Genomic DNA, 19439 nt, shown 5'->3' with positions numbered 1-19439 from the left:
CCGGGGCCCGCCGGGTCCGGTCGCCGATTCCGCCGCCTCCCGGGCGGCGCGGGCGGCCCGGACCTGCATAGGGTGGTGCCGCAAGACTGGCATTTCCCCAAGGTCCGCCTGATGGCATGGTGAGGCACGTGCTGAGCTCGGTTTCCACCAAAGTCCTGGACGGGACCGACCTGTCCGCCGTCCAGGCGCTGCTCGACCGTGACCCCGTCACGAACGTCTTCGTCGCGTCCCGGGTCCGACTCGCCGGCGTCGATCCGTGGCGACTGGGCGGCGAACTGTGGGGCTACTACGAGAGCGGTCGGCTCACGTCGCTGTGCTACGCGGGCGCGAACCTGGTTCCGGTCGAGGCCGGACCGGACGCCATACGCTCGTTCGCCGAGCGGGCCCGCCGCCAGGGCCGGCGCTGCTCGTCGATCGTCGGTCCGGCCCAGGCCGCCGCCGACCTGTGGCGCCTGCTCGAACCCGTGTGGGGACCCGCCCGCGACGTCCGGCCGGTGCAGCCGCTCATGGTCGCCGACCAACCCTCGCGCGAGGTGGCCCCGGATCCGCTGGTCCGCCGGGTGCGTCCGGACGAGCTCGATCTGGTGATGCCCGCGTGTGTGGCGATGTTCACCGAGGAGGTCGGCGTCTCGCCGCTGATCGGCGACGGCGGCACCCTGTACCGCGCCAGAGTGGCCGAACTCATCGCGGGCGGGCGTGCGTTCGCCCGGATCGAGGACGGCCGGGTGGTGTTCAAGGCGGAGATCGGCGCGGTCACCCGGCACGCGTGCCAGATCCAGGGCGTGTGGGTGGCGCCGGAGCGGCGCGGCGAGGGCCTGTCCGAGATCGGCATGGCGGCCGTACTGCGCCACGCGCTGAGCGAGGTGGCCCCGATCGCCAGCCTGTACGTGAACAGCTACAACGGCCCCGCGCGCGCGGCGTACCGGCGGGTCGGCTTCGCCGAGACCGGGGCCTTCATGAGCGTGTTGTTCTGATCCGGCCCGTGGTGTCCGGACAGCGGCGACGACCCGACCCGAGGGAGTGCGTGTGCTGATGGAGTGGACGTGCCGGGTCGTCGATCTCGCCGAGTACGCGGACGAGGCGGTGGACGTCCAGGCCGGCGCGTTCGGTTTGGCCGACGAGGAGATCGCGGTGCGGCAGCGGATAATGCGGCGGCACGCGACCTTCGCCGGAGTGCGCTCGCTGGGCGCGTTCGACACCGGTGGTCGACTGGTCGGATTCGGCTACGGCTATCCCAACCTCACCGATCAGTGGTGGAGCCTGGTGATCGAACCGCACCTGGCCCGGGCCGGACACCGGGCCTGGCTGGAGGAGTCGTTCGTGGTCGGCGAACTGCACGTGCTGCCGCGCTGGCAGGGACACGGCATCGGACGCACCCTGATCACCCTGCTGTGCCGGGGGCAGGACCGATCGCACATCCTGCTGTCCGCGATCGACGAACCGACGCCGGCCCGCCGGCTGTACCACGGACTGGGCTTTCGGGACCTGGCCCGCCCGGTGCTGTTCCCGGGCAACGACCGCCCCTACGCGGTGATGGGCGCGATCCTGCCGTTCACGTGATGCGGTGAGCCACCCGCATCCCGCGAATCAGGACAGCCACTCCGCGACGGACAACAGGTCCTCGCCCGCCGGATCCTCGACCGACATGCACCACAGGCCCAGCGCCAGCGCCTGCACCAGCGCCCAACCGCGCACCCGCTCGGCGTCCAGGTCCAACGCGTTCGCCAGCCAGTTCACCCGCCGCCGCACCAGCGCCTGCGGGCGCGGCTCGGCGACCACCGTGGCCATCCGGTCCCGCACCAGCGCGCCCAGGTCGAAGGCCCGTTCGCCGAGCATCGGGCGCGGGTCGATGGCCAGCCACTTCGCCCGCTCGGCGGCCAGCACGTTGCCGTGATGGAAGTCGGTGTGCAGGACCACGACCTCCGGCTGCGACGCGGCCAACTCGCGGCACAGCGCCACGGCTTCCTCGACCAGTGCCCGGGGACACGGGCCGGCCAGGTCCGCGTAGCGGCGCGGGATCGATTCGCCCCAGTGTTCGGCCCGATCCGCGACCGGCTCGATCGCGCAGTCCGCGGGCGGGGTCACCCACAACTTGCGGACCACCTCGGCGGCCTCCAGCATCGCCCGATCCTCGGCCAGCGAACGCAGCGACACGTCCGGCTGGAGCCGCTCCAGCAACAGCGCGCCGTGCGCGGCATCCGCGTCGAGCAGGCGAACCGCCCCGACGCCGTCCCACAGCGCGAGCGCGCTCGCCTCGTGCGCGGTGTAGCGGTCGATCAGGCCGAGCTTGAGCGTGGCCGGCGTGCCGTCCGCGCGTTTGACCAGGAAGGTCAGGCTGAGCGCGCCGCCGGGGATGATGGCCCGCTCCACGGTCAGTCGCCAGCGCCGCGCGTACTCGGCGACCGCGTCCGGCAGCCCCGCCAGCCACGGGCGGGCCACCTCCTCGCCGCACCACCGCAGTGCGGTCCGGGTCAATCGCTCCGGGATTTCGACCCGATCGCTCACGTGCGGCCCCCGGTCGTCGGCGTCGCGGGGTCGCCGGACGCGGGCAGCCCCGGGAACGCGGTGCTCGCACCCCGCCAACGCACCGCCCAGACGGCGCTCTCGCGCAACCAGCCCGCCGCCTCGTTGCGCAACGGCGCCCCGGTCGCGGCCACCAACCCGCCCAGATGCAGCGTGACCCCGTCCTCCAGGTACACCGCGAGCCGGGTCGCGTCGGCGGGCGTGGCCACCGGGAACGGGATCGTGTACGCGGGCGCCGCAGGCTGCGCGACCGCGCCCCGATCGGTGATCAGTCGCGCGATGGTGTCCCGGCGGGCCCGGTGGGCGTCCAGCGCGGTGCGGGCCTGGGTGCGCGCGGCACCGGTCAATCGGCCGCCGGCCACGCCGTAGCCGTAGACGGCCGCGTGCTCCGCGTCCAGCGCGTCGCGCAGTGCCTTGACCTCGGGGGTGGCGGACCCGGACGGGGTCGACCGCGGCGTGCTCACGATGTGCTCCGAAGCAGTTGGGCGTGACCCGCCAGGCACGCGGCGGTGGCGGCCAGGGTGCGGGCGAGTTCGGGGGAGACCGCGTCCAGTCCGGTCAGCCGTTCGTCGGAGGCCTGCTGCGCCCAGTCGGCGATCGTGGTGCCCGCGGCGCCGGCGTCCTCCGGCGCGGTGCCCGCGGGCGGCGCGGAGTGCGACGCGCCCTTGGCGAAGGCGGTCAGGTGTTGACGCAGTTCGACCGACAGCGGCCGGATCCGTTCGGCCAACGGGGCGTGTCGCGCGGCGACCGCGTCGTAGCGCGCGAGCAGCGCCCCGGTCGCCGCGTGGGCCCGCTGCCGCGCCGCGTCGTCCGCCCTGCGCCGCCCCTGGTCCGAGCCTTCGCCACCATCGTCGCAACCGGCGATCGTGGCGGCGATGGTCGCTGCGGCCACGGTGCCGAGGACGGCCCGTCGCGTCGGCCCCGCGTCGCGCATGCGTCCCGCTCCTGACCCTCGTCCGTGATGTCCGTTGCCGGCCTCTGGCCGTGTCGGACGCTACCGCATATGCGAGCGTGCGGACCTCTGCGCACATCGGGCGTACGCCGGGCGGACGTGCGCGAGATCGGCTCCGGACCGGATACTGTTGTCCTTCCACGACCCGCCCCGGCGGTCGACGCACCTGAGACAACAGCACACGCAGCCGAGGAGTCACCCGGATGAGCACCACCACGTTGGACCGGCTGCGGGAGATGCTGGAGCCGGTGGTATCGGCGGTGGGCGTGGATCTGGAGGACCTCTCCCTCACCCCCGCCGGCAAGCGCCGGGTGTTGCGCGTGATGGTGGCCGCCGACGGCGGCGTCGACCTGGACAAGGTCGCCGAGGTCAGCCGGGCCGTCTCGGACGTGCTGGACCCGAGCGACGTACTGGGCAGCCTGCCCTATCAGTTGGAAGTCACCACCCCGGGCGTGGACCGCCCGCTGACGCTGGAGCGCCACTGGCGCCGCGCGGCGGATCGGCTGGTCCAGGTGCAACTGCACGACGGCACCACCGTGACCGGCCGGATCGGCGCGAGCGACGCCGAGGGCGTGGAGCTGGACGTCGAGGGCAAACCGCGCCGGCTGGGGTACGACGAGATGGCCAAGGCGGTCGTGCAGGTCGAGTTCAACCGCAAGAGCGCGGACCCGGCGGTCACCGCCGAGGACACCGAGGACACCGAGGACACCGAGGACACCGAGGTCGAGGACATCGACTCCGACAACGACGACACCATGGACGAGGAGGCGTAGGACGTGGACATCGACATGAGCGCCCTGCGCGGGCTTGAGCGCGAAAAAGAGATCAAGTTCGACCTCCTGGTCGAGGCCATCGAATCGGCCCTGTTGATCGCATACCACCGCACCGAGGGCAGCCTGCCCAAGGCGCGCGTGGAACTGGACCGCTCCACCGGTCACGTCACCGTGTGGGCCACCGAGACCGACGAGGCCGGGCAGCGCGTTCGCGAATTCGACGACACCCCGGACGACTTCGGCCGGATCGCGGCGACCACCGCCAAGCAGGTGATCCTGCAGCGGCTGCGCGACGCCGAGGAGGAGATCACGTTCGGCGAGTTCGCCGGCCGTGAGGGCGAGATCGTCGCGGGCGTGGTCCAGCAGGGCAAGGACAACCGCAACGTCCTGGTGGACCTGGGTCGCATCGAGGCGATCCTGCCGCCCCAGGAGCAGGTACCGGGCGAGCGGTACGCGCACGGCATGCGCCTGCGTTGCTATGTCGTACAGGTGCGGCGTGGGCCCAAGGGGCCGTCCATCACGCTCTCGCGCACCCACCCCAACCTGGTGCGGAAGCTGTTCGCGCTGGAGGTCCCGGAGATCGCCGACGGCAGCGTCGAGATCGCCGCGATCGCCCGTGAGGCCGGCCACCGCTCCAAGATCGCCGTCTACTCCACGCGCGCGGGGCTCAACCCCAAGGGCGCGTGCATCGGGCCGATGGGGGCGCGCGTGCGTGCCGTCATGGCCGAGTTGAACGGCGAGAAGATCGACATCGTCGACTGGTCGGACGATCCCGCGCGGATGGTGGCCAACGCGCTGTCGCCGGCGCGGGTGAGCAAGGTCGAGGTCGTGGACCTCGCCGCGCGCTCCGCCCGGGTGACGGTGCCCGACTACCAGCTCTCGCTGGCGATCGGCAAGGAGGGGCAGAATGCCCGACTTGCCGCGCGATTGACCGGATGGCGCATCGACATCCGGCCGGACACCGAGACCGGTGAATCGGACGACCGGGGACGGCCGACCGAACCAGGTCGCGGTGAGGAGCGGTAGACTTGAACATGTCTGGTCGCAGGCGTGCCCGAGCATGCCCTCGTACGAGGTCGGAAAAGCAGGAAATCACTGCCTCTCCGTGCCGAACGTGCGTAGGTTGTCGGCAGCGTGCGGCCAAGGCCGACCTATTGCGGGTCGTGGCGGTGGAGGGCAGTTGTGTCCCCGACCCCCGCGGCCGAATGCTCGGACGGGGCGCGCATTTGCACCCCGATCCGGAGTGCCTGGCCCAGGCGGAGCGTCGCAAGGCGTTCGTTCGGGCTTTGCGCGTGCCGGGGCCGCTGGACTCGGCACCACTGCGTGCTTACTTGAGCGGTGATGGGTTGTCAGAGGTCGGTCGGACAGGTCCAGCGAAGCAGTACCTCGCGAGTCGGAAGTAGGTCGAGATTGCGATGAGCACTCGATGAGTACGCGATGAGTACAGACATGCGGTAGTGACGGTCCGGCGGACGACCAACCCCGGACCAGAAGGAGCGACGTGGCAAAGGTCCGGGTATACGAACTCGCCAAGGAGTTCGGAGTCGAGAGCAAGGTCGTCATGGCCAAGCTCCAAGAACTCGGTGAGTTCGTTCGTTCGGCGTCCTCGACGATCGAGGCGCCGGTTGTTCGCAAACTGACGGAAGCACTCAAGACGGAAGGCGGGCCCGCCCGCCGGCCCCAGCGTCCCGCGCCCTCGGGCGCGCCGCAGGGCGCCACCCCCAGTTCCCCGCAGGGCGCCGCGGCGCGTCCTGCCCCCGCTCCGGGCCCGCGCCCGGCGGGTGCGCCGACTCCGGGCCCGCGCCCGGCGCCGCGCCCGGCCCCCCAGGGCAGCACCGCTCCGCCCGTGGTGCCGGCCGCACCGGCCGCCGAGGCGGCTCCGGCCGCCCCGCGTCAGGCGGAGCGTCCCGCGGCCCAGTCGGGTCCGCGTCCGGCCGGCGCGCCGGCTCCGGGCCCGCGCCCGGCAGCGCGTCCGGGCGACCGCGGTCCGGCCGAGCGTGGCCAGAGCGACCGTGGTCCGGCCGAGCGCGGTCCGCGTTCGGACCGTCCGGCGGCCGCCTCCTCGGGTCCCGGTGCGGGCAACCGTCCGGGCCCGCGTCCGGCCGGTGCCGGTCAGGGCGGCCCCGGTGGCCGTCCCGAGCGCGGCGATCGTCCCGAGCGTGGCGAGCGTCCCTCCGGTCCGCGTACCGGTGGCGCTCCGTCCGCCGGTGGCGCGCGTCCGTCGGGCCCCGGTCAGGGCGGTGCGCCCCGTCCGGGTGGCACCCGTCCCGCCGGCCCGCGTCCGGGCAACAACCCCTTCACCTCGGGCAGCACCGGCATGCCGCGGCCGCAGGCCGCCGGCGGCGCCGGTCGCCCCACTCCCGGTGGCATGCCGCCGCGTCCGCAGGGTCCTGCGGCCGGTGGCCCGCGTCCGGGTGGTTCGGGTGGTCCCGCGGGTCCCCGTCCCGGTGGTAGCGCAGGCCCCGGTGGCCCGCGTCCCAACCCGGGCATGATGCCCAACCGTCCGGCGCCCGCTCGTGGCCCGGGTGGTCCCGGTCGTCCCGGCGGTGCGCCCGGTCGTCCCGGCGGTCCCGGTGGCGGCGGCGGTCGTCCGGCGGGTGCCGGCGGCGGTGGCGGTCGTCCCGGCGGCGGCGGTGGCGGCTTCGGCGGTCCCCGTCCCGGTGGTGGCGGCGGCGCTCCGGGTCGTCCCGGTGGCGGCGGCGGCTTCGCCGGTCGTCCCGGCGGCGGCGGTCGCGGTGGCCCCGGTGGTCGCGGCGGCACGCAGGGCGCGTTCGGTCGTCCCGGTGGGCGTCCGGGCCGCGCGCGCAAGTCGAAGCGTCAGCGTCGTCAAGAGTTCGACAACATGCAGGCTCCGTCCGCCGGTGGCGTGATGGCTCCTCGCGGCAACGGGCGAGTCGTCCGGATGTCGCGCGGTGCCTCGCTCACCGACTTCGCGGAGAAGATCAACGCGAACCCCGCAGCACTCGTCCAGATCATGTTCAACCTGGGCTCGATGCTCACCGCGACCCAGTCGGTGAGCGACGACGAGCTGCAGACGCTCGGGGCCGAGCTCGACTTCGTGATCCAGATCGTCTCCCCGGAGGAGGAGGACCGCGAGCTGCTCGAGTCCTTCGACCTCGAATGGGGCGAGGACGAGGGCGACGAGGAAGACCTCGAGGCGCGTCCGCCGGTCGTCACCGTCATGGGTCACGTCGACCACGGCAAGACCCGCCTGCTCGACGCGATCCGCAAGACGAACGTGATCGCGGGCGAGGCCGGTGGCATCACCCAGCACATCGGTGCCTACCAGGTCGCGACCACGGTCAACGACGTCGACCGCAAGATCACCCTGATCGACACCCCCGGTCACGAGGCGTTCACCGCCATGCGTGCCCGCGGTGCCAAGTCGACGGACATCGCGATTCTCGTGGTCGCGGCGGACGACGGCGTGAAGCCGCAGACGATCGAGGCGCTCAACCACGCGCAGGCGGCCGGCGTGCCGATCGTCGTCGCGGTCAACAAGATCGACAAGGAAGGCGCGGACCCGACCAAGGTTCGTGGCCAGCTCACCGAGTACGGGCTCGTGGCCGAGGAGTACGGCGGCGACACGATGTTCGTCGACATCTCGGCGAAGCAGGGCCTGGGCATCGACGAGCTGCTGGAAGCGGTCGTCCTGACCGCGGACGCGGCTCTGGAGCTCACCGCCAACCCGCACCAGGAAGCCCAGGGCATCGCGATCGAGGGTCACCTCGACAAGGGTCGCGGCCCCGTCGCGACCGTCCTGGTCCAGCGCGGCACGCTGCGCATCGGCGACGCGATCGTGGTCGGCGAGGCGTACGGCCGAGTCCGCGCGATGATCGACGAGAACGGCAACAACCTCACCGAGGCCGCGCCGTCCCGTCCGGTCATGGTGCTCGGTCTGACCTCGGTGCCGGGTGCGGGTGACAACTTCCTCGTGGTCGAGGAGGAGCGCACCGCGCGCCAGATCGCCGAGAAGCGGGCGGCCCGGGAGCGCAACGCGACCCTGGCCCGCCGTTCGAAGCGCGTCTCGCTCGAGGACCTGGACAAGGCCCTCAAGGCCGGCGAGATGCAGCAGCTCAACCTCATCCTCAAGGGTGACGGCTCCGGTTCGGTGGAGGCGTTGGAAGACGCGCTGCTCAACCTGGATGTCGGCGACGAGGTCGAGCTGCGGATCATCGACCGCGGTGTCGGTGCGATCACCGAGTCCAACGTCAACCTGGCGATGGCCTCGGACGCGATCATCATCGGCTTCAACGTCCGGCCGGAGGGTCGGGCGCGGACGATGGCGGACCGCGAGGGCGTCGACATTCGCTTCTACTCGGTGATCTACCAGGCCATCGAGGAGATCGAAGCCGCGCTCAAGGGCATGCTCAAGCCCGAGTACGAAGAGGTCCAGCTGGGCACGGCGCAGATCCGCGCGGTGTTCCGCTCCTCCAAGCTCGGCAACATCGCGGGCTGCATGGTCACCGGCGGGACGATCAAGCGCAACACCAAGGCGCGGATCATCCGGCAGGGGGCGGTCGTCGCCGACAACCTCAACGTCGAGGGCCTGCGCCGCGAGAAGGACGACGTCACCGAGGTCCGCGAGGGCTTCGAGTGCGGTATCAACCTCGGTTCGTTCAACGACATCAAGGTCGAGGACGTCATCGAGACGTTCGAGATGCGGGAGAAGCCGCGAGGCTGACCCGGTAGGTCGAACCGATCGAACCGCTGATCGATACGACGGATCCGCCCGGTACCCACCGGGCGGATCCGGCGTGTCGCAGTACCACCGGCGGTACGAGCGGACCAGCGTGACCAGTGGTACCCCGGGCCGCGACGTGTGAGCCCGGTTCTTTCGTCGGTGGCCCCAGCGGCCCCGACCCGAGGCCTCCCGGGCCGGCCAGGCCCGTCGCCTATGTTTGTGGGAACCATCAGCCTCGATGTGCTGTTCGGCGATGTGCACTCGTTGAAGGAAAAACGATCTTTGATCCGCCCCATCCTGGCGGACCTTCAGCGCAAGAATGCCGTTGCCGCCGCCGAGGTCGAGCATCAGGATTTGCATCGGCGCAGCGTGATCGGCATCGCGGTGGTCTCCGCGAATGTCGAGCGATGCGCCGAGGTGTTGGACAGCTGTGAGCGGCTGGTCGCCGGCCGGCCCGAGTTGGAACTGCTCTCCGCACGCCGCAGGGTGTACGGAGAGGACGACTGACGATCGTCGGACCGCCGTCGAACGAGCGGTCGGGCGAGCAGCCGAACAGAACAAGCAACGAGAGCGGCCCCGCGTCCGGTGATCCCGGGCGCGGGGGATCCCGCCGAAATGCCGAGCAATCGCAGGAGGATCAGTGGCCGACACCGCGCGGGCGCGCAAACTCGCGGACCGTATCCAGGTTGTGGTCGCGGAGACCTTGGAGCGCCGGATCAAGGACCCGCGTCTGGGGTTCGTGACGATCACCGCCGCACGAGTGACCGGTGACCTCCGTGAGGCGACCGTGTTCTACACGGTCTACGGCGACGAGACCGAGCGTGCGGCGACCGCCGCCGCGCTGGAGAGCGCCAAGGGCGTGCTCCGCAGTGAGGTGGGCCGCCAGACCGGCGTGCGACACACGCCGTCGCTGACGTTCATCGCCGACGCCCTTCCGGACAACGCCAAACTCATCGACGATCTGCTCGCTCGGGCACAGCAGGCCGATGCGGCGGTACGCTCAACCGCCGCGGGCGCCGGCTATGCCGGTGACGCGGACCCCTATCGGACCCCGGCCGTGGGCGACTCCGACGACTCCGACGACGAGTCGGAGGCGGAGACCAAGGCGGATACACAGGAGGGCGACCGACCTTGACACCAGGCGTGGCGGCGGACCGCGAGCCCGGCCCGACCGCGGGAGCGAAACCGCGGACCGGCGACTTCGGCGTGAGAACGGCGCCGCCGACCGCGCCGGGTGCGGCCGATTGGGACGAGGCGGTACGCCTGCTCCTGACGGCCGGCGACATCACCCTGCTGGCCCACGTCAGCCCGGACGGCGACGCGCTCGGTTCGGCGCTCGCCGTCGGGCTGGCGCTGCGCGAGTTGGGCCGCCCGGTCCGGGTCTCCTACGGCGACGACCCCCTCGTGGTGCCGTCCTCGCTGGAGTTCCTGCCCGGCCAGGACCTGCTCGTGGCGCACACCGAGGTGCCCGAGGAGCCGGAGCTGGTCGCCGTCTTCGACGCGGCGGGCTCGGCTCGGCTGGGCCTGCTGGAGGCCAAGGCCAAGGCGGCCCGCACGCTTTTGGTGGTCGACCACCACGCCTCCAACACCCGCTTCGGCACGCATCACCTGATCGACGTCGAGGCGCCCGCGACCGCGGTGCTCGCCGACGAGTTGATCACCCGGCTCGGCGCGACGCTGACCGCCGACATCGCGACCGCGCTGTATACCGGCCTGGTCACCGACACCGGCTCGTTCAAGTACGTGGGGACCACGCCCGAGACGCACACCTTCGCGGCTCGGCTGATGGCCACCGGGATACGGCACGACCTGATCCAGCGGGCGATCTGGGACACCTGCCGGTTCGGCTACCTCAAGGTGCTCGCCGGTGCCCTGGCGGGCGCCGAGCTGGACGCGGGCGCGGCGGGTGGCCTGGGCCTGGTGTCCACCGTGATCACCCGTGCCGAACGCGCCGCGCACGGGATCCGGCTGGACGAGATCGAGGGCGTGATCGACGTGGTCCGCAAGAGTGGCGAGGCCGAGGTCGCGCTGGTGCTCAAGGAGGACGACGACGGTGCGCTGCGCGCGTCCGCTCGCTCCAAGGGCGCGGTGGACCTCGGGCGCGTCTGCGGCGCCTTCGGCGGTGGCGGGCACGCGTTCGCGGCCGGATTCACCGCATACGACCCACCGGCCGAGGTGGTGGCCCGATTCCGGGACCTCCTGGCCGACGCACTACTGCCGGTCGCTCCGGCGCACGCAACCCCGGGAGACGACGCGTGAAGCGCCGCAACGCAGGACCCCCACCGCCCGACGGTCTGGTGATCGTGGACAAGCCGGCCGGGCTCACCTCGCACGACGTGGTGGGCCGGCTGCGCCGGATCGCCGGCACCCGCCGGGTGGGCCACGCCGGCACGCTGGACCCGATGGCCACCGGCGTCCTGGTGATCGGCATCGAGAAGGCCACCCGCCTGCTCGGCCACCTCGCGCTCACCGAGAAGGAGTACGCGGGGACCATCCGGCTCGGGCAGAGCACGATCACCGACGACGCCGAGGGCGAGGTCACCGCGACCACCTCGGCCGCACACGTGGACGACGCCTCGATCGCGGCGGGCATCGCCGAGCTGACCGGCCCGATCATGCAGGTGCCCTCGAAGGTGTCGGCGATCAAGATCGACGGCAAGCGCTCGCACTCGCGGGTGCGCGACGGCGAGGAGTTCGAACTCGCCGCCCGCCCGATCACGGTGTCCGCGTTCGAGGTGCTCGCCACCCGGCGCGAGGGTGAGACGATCGACCTGGACGTGCGGGTGACCTGCTCGTCCGGCACCTACATCCGGGCGCTGGCCCGCGATCTGGGCGCCGGCCTCGGGGTCGGCGGCCATCTGACCGCGCTGCGCCGCACCCGGGTGGGGCCGTACGCGCTGGAGCGGGCGCACACGCTGGAGGAGCTGGAGGAGTCCTTCGGCGTGCTGCCGATCGCCGAGGCGGCCACGGCGGCCTTTCCGCGTCGGGAGGTCACCGAGGACCAGGCACGCGCCGTCTCGCACGGCGGCCGGCTGCCGGCCGACGACAGCGAGGGGCCGGTGGGTGTGTTCGGCCCCGACGGCACCTTCCTCGCCCTGGTGGAGAACCGGGAGGGCGCGGCCCGCCCGCTCGCGGTGTTCGTGGGCTGAGGGCGGGCGCGCCCCGGCCGGCCCGGGGTGATGGTCGCCACGGCGGGGGCGGGACCGAGCGACGGTGCCTGCATGGGAAGCTGGACCCGCGACACGTCACGAAGAACGAGGAGCGGTTACGGTGCAGCGTTGGCGGGGCTTGGAGGACGTCCCCAGCGATTGGGGACGCTCCGTCGTCACGATCGGGTCCTATGACGGTGTGCATCGCGGGCACCAACGGACGATCGACCGGGCGGTCGAGATCGGTCGCGAGCGCGGACTGCCGGTGGTCGTGGTCACGTTCGACCCGCACCCGAGCGAGGTGGTCCGCCCGGGAAGCCACCCGCCGCTGCTCACGCCGCACCACCGGCGCGCGCAGCTGATGACGGACCTGGGGGTGGACGCGGTGCTGGTGCTGCCGTTCACGCTCGAATTCTCCCGGCTCAGCGCGGTCGACTTCGTCCGGCAGGTCCTGGTGGACACGCTGCACGCGGCCGTGGTGGTCGAGGGGCGCAATTTCCGATTCGGCCACAAGGCGACGGGCAACGTCGCGCTCTTGGAGGAGTTGGGCGTGGCGAACGACTTCACCGTCGTCGAGCCGGAGCTGTTCGTCTCCGGCGAGGTGACCTTCTCGTCCACCGTGGTCCGGGCCCGGGTCGCCGAGGGCGACGTCGCGGGTGCGGCCGAGTTGCTCGGCCGGCCGCATCGGGTCGAGGGCGTGGTGGTGCGCGGTGATCAGCGCGGCCGCGAACTCGGCTACCCGACGGCCAACCTGGAGGTGCTCCCGTACACGGCGATCCCGGCCGACGGGGTGTACGCGGGCTGGCTGGTGATCGAGGGCGAACGGCTGCCCGCGGCGATCTCGATCGGCACCAACCCGACCTTCGACGGCACCGAGCGACGGGTCGAGGCGTACGCGCTGGACCGGACCGACCTCGACCTGTATGGGATGCACGTCGCGGTGGACTTCCTGGAGTACCTGCGCGGGACCGAGCGCTTCGACTCGATCGACGACCTGCTGGAGCACATGGCGCGCGACGTGAAGCGCGCGCGTGAGCTGATCGACGCGGCGGACCTGGGCCCGACGGGCTGAACCGCCGCCGCACCGCTCGGCGGTGCCGCCGTCTCGTCGCTTGGCGACGGATGTGCGAAGGGCCGCCCCGGAATCTCTTCCGGGGCGGCCCTTCGTCGTGTCAGCCCTGACGCGGTGGTTGCCAGTCGCCCGGCGGGGGCTGCTGGTAGTACGGCTGCTGGGGCTGCGGTTGGTGCGGGTGCTGTGGCTGCTGTGGGTGCGGCTGTTGGTGGGGTTGCTGTTGTGGTTGCTGCTGCTGTTGCTGGGGATACGGCTGCTGTGTCGGGTACGGCTGGGCCTGCTGCGGCTGCCCGTAGTAGGGCTGCTGCTGTTGCTGCTGGGGCTGTTGGGGCTGCTGCTGGTATTGCGGCTGCCACTGCTGCTGATCGGCCGGTGGCTGGGTGCGGTGGAAGTCCTCGGCGACCAGCGCGGCCAACTCGAAGTACGCCTCGCGGGTCTTGGGCCGCATCATGTCCAGGTCCAACTCCGCGCCCGCCGACAGGTGTTCGTCGAACGGGACGACCACGACCGCGCGGCAGCGGGTCTCGAAGTGGGCCACGATGTCCTCGGTCTTGACCATCTTGCCGGTCTCCCGAACACCCGAGATCACCGTGATGCTGTTCGCGACCAGATCGGCGTAGCCGTGCGCGACCAGCCAGTCCAGCGTGGTGCTCGCGCTGGTCGCGCCGTCCACGCTGGGCGTGCTGATCACGATCAACTGGTGAGCCAGGTCCAGCACTCCGCGCATCGCGCTGTAGAGCAGGCCGGTGCCCGAGTCGGTCAGGATGATCGGATACTGCTTGCCCAACAGGTCGATCACCGAGCGGTAGTCGTCGTCGTTGAACGTCGTCGACACCGCCGGGTCCACATCGTTGGCCAGGATCTCCAGGCCGCTGGAGGACTGTGAGGTGAACCGCCGGATGTCCATGTAACTGTGTACGTGGGCCATCGAGTTGACCAGGTCGCGAATGGTCGCGCCGGTCTCCCGGCGGACCCGGCGGCCGAGCGTGCCGGCGTCCGGGTTGGCGTCGATCGCGATCACCCGGTCCTGCCGCTCGGTGGCCAGCGTCGAGCCGAGCGCGGTGGTGGTCGTGGTCTTGCCGACGCCGCCCTTGAGGCTGATCACCGCGATCCGGTAGCAGCCCAGGACGGGCGTGCGGATCCGCTCCAGGCGTTCGGCCCGGCGGGCGTCGGCGGACTTGCCGCCGAGTCGGAAGCGCGGGGTCTGCCGGCGCGGCTGCGGTTGCTTGCGCAGCAGACGGTCGCTGGTGAGTTCGACGGCCGCGGTGTAGCCGAGCGGCGCGCCGCCGACGGTTCGGGCGGGGGCGCCGCCGCCGTCGGGGGACCAAGCCTGCGGTTGTTGGCCGCCCTGCGCGGGGGTGCCCGGGGCGTAGGGCCGTGCGGCGTCGGGCGCGCCGGCGTACGGGTTGGGCGGCTCGGGCGCGCGGTCGGTCGGCGTGGGCTGCCCGGGCTGCGGGGCCTGATGTTGCGGAGCTTGGTGCTGCGGGGCCTGATGCTGCGGGACCGGCTGCGCGTGCGGGCCGGGGGCGCCGTGCGGGGGCGTGCCCGGGTGGTACGGCGACTGCTGGTCGGGGCCGGCGGGCGGTTGGCCGTACGGGTTGGGCTGTGGGGCCGGTGCGCCCTGCGGCGGAGTGCCCTGGGCGTACGGCGGGTGACCGGCGTCGGGCCGGCCGTAGGGTGCGCCCTGACCGTACGGCGGCTCCTGGTGCTGCGGGCCGGCCTGGCCGTACGGCGCCTGCCCCGGTCGGCCGTCGGCGGGCGGGGCCTGGGCGTACGGGTTGTGCGCCTGGTTGGGGTCGGGCTGCGGATAGGGCGCGGGGGCCTGCGGGCCGGGTGCGCCGTGCGGCGGGGTGCCCTGCCGGTACGGGTCCGGGGCCTGCTGGTACGGGTCCGGGGCCTGCTGGTACGGGCCGGGGGCCTGGGCGTACGGCGGCAGGCCGCCCGGCTGCTGCTCCGGCGGCCCGGCCGGTTCGTTGTTCCCGCCGAACGCGCGCCGCATCCACGAGCGCTCACCGCGCTGTTGCGGCTGCTGCGGGGGCGCGACCGGCTCGCCGCTGGGCGGCGGCAGCGGTTGTCCGGTCGGCGGCGGGGCACCGGTGCCCCATGCCTCGCCGTTGCCGGGAGCCGTGCCGGACCAGCCCGGAGGCGGCACGGGTGAGCCCTGCGGGGGTGTCGTCGGACGCGGTGGGGTGCCGGTCGGCGCGGCGGGCTGCCCGGCGCCGGGCAGCGGAGCCTGCTGCGGGACGCCGGGCGGCGGGGCCATGTCGTCGGTGATCGGTGCCATCAGTCGGGTCGCCGGGTCGGGCAGCGGAGCACCCTGGGCCTGGCCCGGGTACTGCTGTTGCCCGAGTTGCTCCGGGCCGGGGGGCGTGCCGCCCTGCTGCTGCGGCGGGTACGGCGCCGGGCCGCCCTGCGGCGGGACGGGCTGCTGCCCGTACGGCGGGTAGCCGCCGGCGGGCGGTGGTTGCCGGTCCGCGGGGGCGGCCGGGCCCTGCGGCGGGTGCGGCGGGTGCGGCCGGTCGTCGGCCGGGGGCTGCGGGGCGCCGGCCGGCGGGGCCGGGGCGGCAGGCTGCGGCGCGGCGGCGCGGACCTCGGGCTGCGGGGCGGGCGGTCCGGCCGGTTCACCGGACGGGCGGTGGGTGGGGTCGTACGGCTCGGGTGTCGGCTGCGCGTCGGCGGCCGGCGGGTACGGCGGGTGGGTGTCGTACCTCGGCGGCTCGGGCGCGTGTGGCGGCGCGGGGTCGGCGGGCGCCTCGGCGGGCTCCGCGTGGGGTGCCTCGGGGGCCCCTCCGGTGGTGGACAGGCCGGGGATCGGCGTGCCGCCGGCGGGTGTGGTGGGCACGTCGCTCGGATCGAACGGCGTGTTCGGGGGCGCGTGGTCGACCGCGTCGGGTGCGGGCGCCGCATCGGACGGCTGCTCGGCGGGCCGGGCGTCCCCGACGGGATCGGTGGGTGCGGCCGGCTCGGCGTCGAGCCCCGGGCCGGCGTCGTTCGGCGGAGCGGGAGCCGCCGGCGGCTGCTCGGCGGAAGCGGCGTCCTCCGGCCGGGTGGCGGGCGGGGCCTGCTCGGCTCGGTCCGGGCCCCGGGGGTCCGACTCGGCGGTCGGCGCGGTGGGTTCGCCGGCGGCCCCGCTCTCGCGCGGGTCGGCGGCGGGTCGGCCATGGTCGACCGCCGGTGGCACGACCACGGTCGGCTCGCCGGGGGTGAAGGGCGGCGGACCGGCCGGGTCCTCGGTGGGACGGCCCTGGTCGACGGACGGTGGTACGACCATGGTCTGCTCGCCCGGGGTGAAGGCCGGGTTCGGGCCGGCCGGCGGTTCGGTGGGGGGCTGTTCGGCCGAGGGCGTGCCGTACGGGAGCGGTGCCGAGGGCTCGGGTGAGGTGTACCGAGGCGGCACGACACCGCCCGCGTCGCCCGAGGGCACGCCGAACCCGTGCGGTTCGCCGACGGGCGGGGCGCTCGGCTGCGCGGGGGCGCCGGTGTCGTACGGAGGTCGCGGGTCGGCCGGATGCGATGCGGCGTGATCGACGCCGTAGGGCTCGGGCGGAGGCTGGTGCGCGGCAGGCGGGCCGGCGGGTGGCTCGGTCGCCGGGGCGCCGTAGCCGGGCGGGGCGTCCGCCGGGCGGGCCGGCGGCATCGATGCCGGTCCGGGCGTGCCCGCGCCGGATCCGTACGGGCCCGGGGCGGCACCGGCGGGCCCACCCGAGCCGGGGTCGGCCCCGTACGGCAGCGGTGCGTGCGGGTCGGGCGTCCGCGCGGGTGGCACCAGCGTCGCGTCTTCACTGCCGTACCGGGGCGTCGCCGGCACCTGCCCACCCTGCCGAGGGGGTGCGGGCGCGCCGACCCCGGACGGTGGTGGCGCGGGCGCGCCGCCGTCCTGGTGCGTGTACCACGAGGGCATGGTGAAGTCGGGTCCCGACCACTCCTCTTCCTCGTCGGCCCCCGGCTCGATGTGCGCGCCGTCCTGCTCGCTGCTCACGGTGTGGTCCTTCCGATCGTCCGGAGGCGGCTCGGCTCGGATCACACGGCGCCGCGCCGTCCGCCGTACCTCGACCAGGGTCGAGGCTGCCCCCTACACGAGCCTCACAGCGTAGTCAGCGGTGCCGGCGACCGTCGCCGGTCCGTCCACCTGTTCGCGCAGAGCCGGTGTGGCGACCACGGTCAGTCCATCCGCCGCGGCGACCCGAGCAGGTCGGCCTCGGCCCGAGTGGGCGTCAGCAGCACGTACTTGCGCGACTTCCTGGTGCTCCACAGGGTCAGTTCGTCGGCGAGCGTGGGCAACGCGGCCTCGTCCTCGCCGGGCAGGGACAGTACCGACGCGGCGGCCTGGGCCTCGATCGGGGAGACCCGCTGGATGCCGACCAGACCCGCGCCCACACCGATCCGCTGCCGCGCCTGCGCCGGGTCCAGGAACGGCAGCAGGGTCAGCGTGGTCTGCCACGCGGCCGGCGCGAGCCGATTGCGCGGCGGACGTGCGCCGCAGTCGCGGATGACCAGGACCGGACTGCCGGCAGTGGGGCCCTGCGGGCCGAGCCGGCCCACCTGATGCACCGTCACGCACGGCTGGGCGCCGCCCGCGGCCTGGGCCATCGCGGACCACAACTGCGGACGACCGGACTCGATCGCGACTCGCGCGCCGATCGCCGCGGCCCGCAGCGCGATGATCTGCACCACGTAGGCGCCGCCGACGAACGCGACGTCCAACGGCTCGGGCCGGAACAGGCCGAGCACCGCCGGGTTGCGCTCGGGATCGACGCCGATCACCACGCCGTCGTCGCCCACCGGCAGGCCGAGGGCGGGCAATTGGGCGGTGGTCAGCACGTGCCGCTCGTGTCTGGGTCCGACCAGGCGGGCCAGGCCCTTGCGCCGCGAGGGCCGCGGCACCGGAGTACCCGCGCCGGGCGTGGGGTTCGGTGTGGGGGCGGGCGGCGGGTTCGGATTGCGGTTGTTGCTCCGCACGTTCGGGGCCCGGCGTCGGCCCCGGCCGGCGTTGGTCGTGCTCACTGGTCGATCCTCCCCGTACGTGTGCACCTGTGACGGTTCGTCACGACAGGCCGCCGAGCGGCAGGGTGGCCAGCAGGGCCGGTTGCTGCTCCCAGTCGAGCCGGGTCAGGCCGATCTTCTCGGCTCGGGCTCGGCGTTCCAACTGCTTTGTCACGTCCGCGAGTTCGCTGCCGGAACGGGCGGCGATCCGGACGTGTGTGGTGAGCGCGGTGGTGCCGCCCACGCCGTGCGTCGCGGTCAGCGCGAAGGTGGTGGCGATCGCCGGTGTCGCGGTCAGCGCGCCCACCAGGTCGGAGGTGCGGCCCTGGGTCAGCTGCGGCCAGCGGTTGGCCCAGTAGGTGGTGTGCCACCGGTCGTCGCAGCGCCATGCCCGCTTGGACTCGGTGGTTCGCCGGCCGCCGCGTCCGTACTGGCGGGTGGTGCGGTTCACGCTGCACGAGGTGGCGAGCGCCTGGATCAGCTCGGCCTCCTCCAGCGCGCGGGCCTCGAAACCGGCGCCGGTCAGGTTGCCGGCCAGTTGGTTGACCGCGCGCAGCAGGGCACGCTGGGCCCCCTCCTCGCCGCCACCGCGGGCGGCGACCGCTCCCGCGCACAGTTCGGGCTCGAAGCGCAGCGCGATCCAGGTCAGGCGCAGCGCCGGCACGTCGTGCAGTCCCTGCTCGACGAGTTGGCGATACGACCGGGTGGCCAGCGCCTCCTCGGGCAGATGGGTGGCCGGCGCCGGCTGGGTGTGCTGGACCACCTGGACCGAGGCCAACGTCACGTCGTCGACCTCCAGCGTGCTCACGATCGTGGGCAGCGGCAACGGTCGTTGCGCGCGCGAGGGGCGCAGCGGCTCGTCGCGCGAGGTGACCAACAGCACGGCGGTGAGGAAGGTGCCGTCGCCGATCAGTCCGATGGAGCGGCGCTCGCGGTCGGTGACCGAACTCGTCACCAAATGCGGCGCACACTCCAGAACCGGGACCAGGACCGGATCCGCGTCGTCCGGGACGGCCGGCATCCGGTGCCGGCGGCGGAAGTCGAACAGGATCGGCAACCACTGCACGAGCCAGCGTCCGCGCAGCCGCACCAGGGCGGGCCCCACGAGCAGCACCGCGAGGGCGCCGAGACCGATCAACGCCGCCACATTCGTGGCCAGTCCGATCGCGACCAGCAGTACCCCGAGTTGGATCAGCACGATCTGCTGCACCAGGACGCCGCCGATGCGGCCGGCGCGCGGGTGCACCCGCATGACGGCGCGCTGCGGGGCCGGTGGTGACGTCCCGTCGGGTGTGGGTGGGCG

General features: G+C 73.4%; 17 protein-coding genes. 11 read left to right on the top strand and 6 right to left on the bottom strand.

The features are described from left to right. Positions 1-116 precede the first annotated feature (116 nt). A complete protein-coding gene (locus tag A3IC_RS0126565; RefSeq protein ID WP_020553105.1) occupies positions 117-974 on the top strand; it encodes a GNAT family N-acetyltransferase in 858 nt (285 codons plus the stop codon). Positions 975-1032: 58 nt separating this feature from the next. Beyond that, positions 1033-1560 carry a GNAT family N-acetyltransferase gene (locus A3IC_RS0126560; protein ID WP_052173814.1) on the top strand — a complete coding sequence of 176 codons (528 nt, stop codon included), beginning with the start codon at positions 1033-1035 and terminating at the stop codon, positions 1558-1560. A 27-nt stretch (positions 1561-1587) separates the two neighbouring features. Here the strand turns inward: A3IC_RS0126560 and A3IC_RS0126555 are convergent, their stop codons facing one another. The 3 genes from A3IC_RS0126555 to A3IC_RS71375 are packed head-to-tail and all read right to left on the bottom strand — an operon-like array spanning position 1588 to position 3457. Beyond that, entirely contained in the window at positions 1588-2505 is a 918-nt protein-coding gene (locus A3IC_RS0126555; RefSeq protein WP_020553103.1) for an aminoglycoside phosphotransferase family protein, read from the bottom strand. Continuing rightward, on the bottom strand, positions 2502-2987 hold the full coding sequence (locus A3IC_RS71380; protein ID WP_020553102.1) for a ferritin-like domain-containing protein: 486 nt from the start codon (positions 2985-2987) through the stop codon (positions 2502-2504). Before A3IC_RS71380 ends, A3IC_RS0126555 begins: the two co-directional genes overlap by 4 nt. Next, entirely contained in the window at positions 2984-3457 is a 474-nt protein-coding gene (locus tag A3IC_RS71375; protein WP_020553101.1) for a hypothetical protein, read from the bottom strand. The genes A3IC_RS71380 and A3IC_RS71375 overlap by 4 nt, the downstream gene beginning before the upstream one ends. A 221-nt stretch (positions 3458-3678) precedes the next feature. Here A3IC_RS71375 and rimP point away from each other — a divergent pair, with 221 nt between their 5' ends. The 9 genes from rimP to A3IC_RS0126500 all read left to right on the top strand — a co-directional run bounded on the left by rimP (position 3679) and on the right by A3IC_RS0126500 (position 13153). After that, the gene (rimP, locus tag A3IC_RS0126540; protein ID WP_020553100.1) at positions 3679-4248 is read left to right on the top strand and encodes a ribosome maturation factor RimP; all 570 of its coding nucleotides are present in this window, start codon (positions 3679-3681) and stop codon (positions 4246-4248) included. A gap of 3 nt (positions 4249-4251) precedes the next feature. Next, complete coding sequence (nusA, locus tag A3IC_RS0126535) at positions 4252-5274, top strand: transcription termination factor NusA (RefSeq protein WP_020553099.1); 1023 nt, start codon at positions 4252-4254, stop codon at positions 5272-5274. 8 nt (positions 5275-5282) lie between these two features. After that, positions 5283-5651 carry a YlxR family protein gene (locus tag A3IC_RS65315; RefSeq protein ID WP_079026705.1) on the top strand — a complete coding sequence of 123 codons (369 nt, stop codon included), beginning with the start codon at positions 5283-5285 and terminating at the stop codon, positions 5649-5651. Between the two features lie 98 nt (positions 5652-5749). Then, the gene (gene infB / locus A3IC_RS65310) at positions 5750-8932 is read left to right on the top strand and encodes a translation initiation factor IF-2 (RefSeq protein ID WP_079026684.1); all 3183 of its coding nucleotides are present in this window, start codon (positions 5750-5752) and stop codon (positions 8930-8932) included. Between the two features lie 213 nt (positions 8933-9145). Continuing rightward, positions 9146-9439, top strand: coding sequence for a DUF503 domain-containing protein (locus A3IC_RS0126520; RefSeq protein WP_020553096.1), 294 nt, complete (start codon positions 9146-9148; stop codon positions 9437-9439). A gap of 133 nt (positions 9440-9572) precedes the next feature. Continuing rightward, a complete protein-coding gene (gene rbfA / locus A3IC_RS56725; protein WP_020553095.1) occupies positions 9573-10067 on the top strand; it encodes a 30S ribosome-binding factor RbfA in 495 nt (164 codons plus the stop codon). After that, a complete protein-coding gene (locus tag A3IC_RS0126510; protein WP_205354651.1) occupies positions 10064-11191 on the top strand; it encodes a DHH family phosphoesterase in 1128 nt (375 codons plus the stop codon). The genes rbfA and A3IC_RS0126510 overlap by 4 nt, the downstream gene beginning before the upstream one ends. Further along, entirely contained in the window at positions 11188-12081 is an 894-nt protein-coding gene (gene truB / locus A3IC_RS0126505; protein WP_020553093.1) for a tRNA pseudouridine(55) synthase TruB, read from the top strand. The genes A3IC_RS0126510 and truB overlap by 4 nt, the downstream gene beginning before the upstream one ends. 121 nt (positions 12082-12202) lie before the next feature. Beyond that, the gene (locus A3IC_RS0126500) at positions 12203-13153 is read left to right on the top strand and encodes a bifunctional riboflavin kinase/FAD synthetase (protein ID WP_079026683.1); all 951 of its coding nucleotides are present in this window, start codon (positions 12203-12205) and stop codon (positions 13151-13153) included. Between the two features lie 100 nt (positions 13154-13253). On the opposite strand, the gene A3IC_RS72650 is transcribed toward A3IC_RS0126500, so the two are convergent. From A3IC_RS72650 to eccE, 3 genes are all read right to left on the bottom strand, one after another. Further along, positions 13254-17132, bottom strand: coding sequence for a MinD/ParA family ATP-binding protein (locus tag A3IC_RS72650; protein ID WP_281174528.1), 3879 nt, complete (start codon positions 17130-17132; stop codon positions 13254-13256). Positions 17133-17314: 182 nt separating this feature from the next. Continuing rightward, positions 17315-18157 (bottom strand): hypothetical protein, encoded by an 843-nt coding sequence (locus A3IC_RS0126490; RefSeq protein WP_020553090.1) that lies wholly within the window; start codon positions 18155-18157, stop codon positions 17315-17317. Positions 18158-18197: 40 nt separating this feature from the next. Further along, positions 18198-19388, bottom strand: a complete 1191-nt coding sequence (gene eccE / locus A3IC_RS0126485; protein ID WP_020553089.1) for a type VII secretion protein EccE — start codon at positions 19386-19388, stop codon at positions 18198-18200. Between the last annotated feature and the right edge of the window lie 51 nt (positions 19389-19439).

Origin of the sequence: Embleya scabrispora DSM 41855 (assembly GCF_000372745.1) — a bacterium.
GTDB lineage: Bacteria > Actinomycetota > Actinomycetes > Streptomycetales > Streptomycetaceae > Embleya > Embleya scabrispora.
This window is presented reverse-complemented; position numbering and strand designations above follow the sequence as displayed.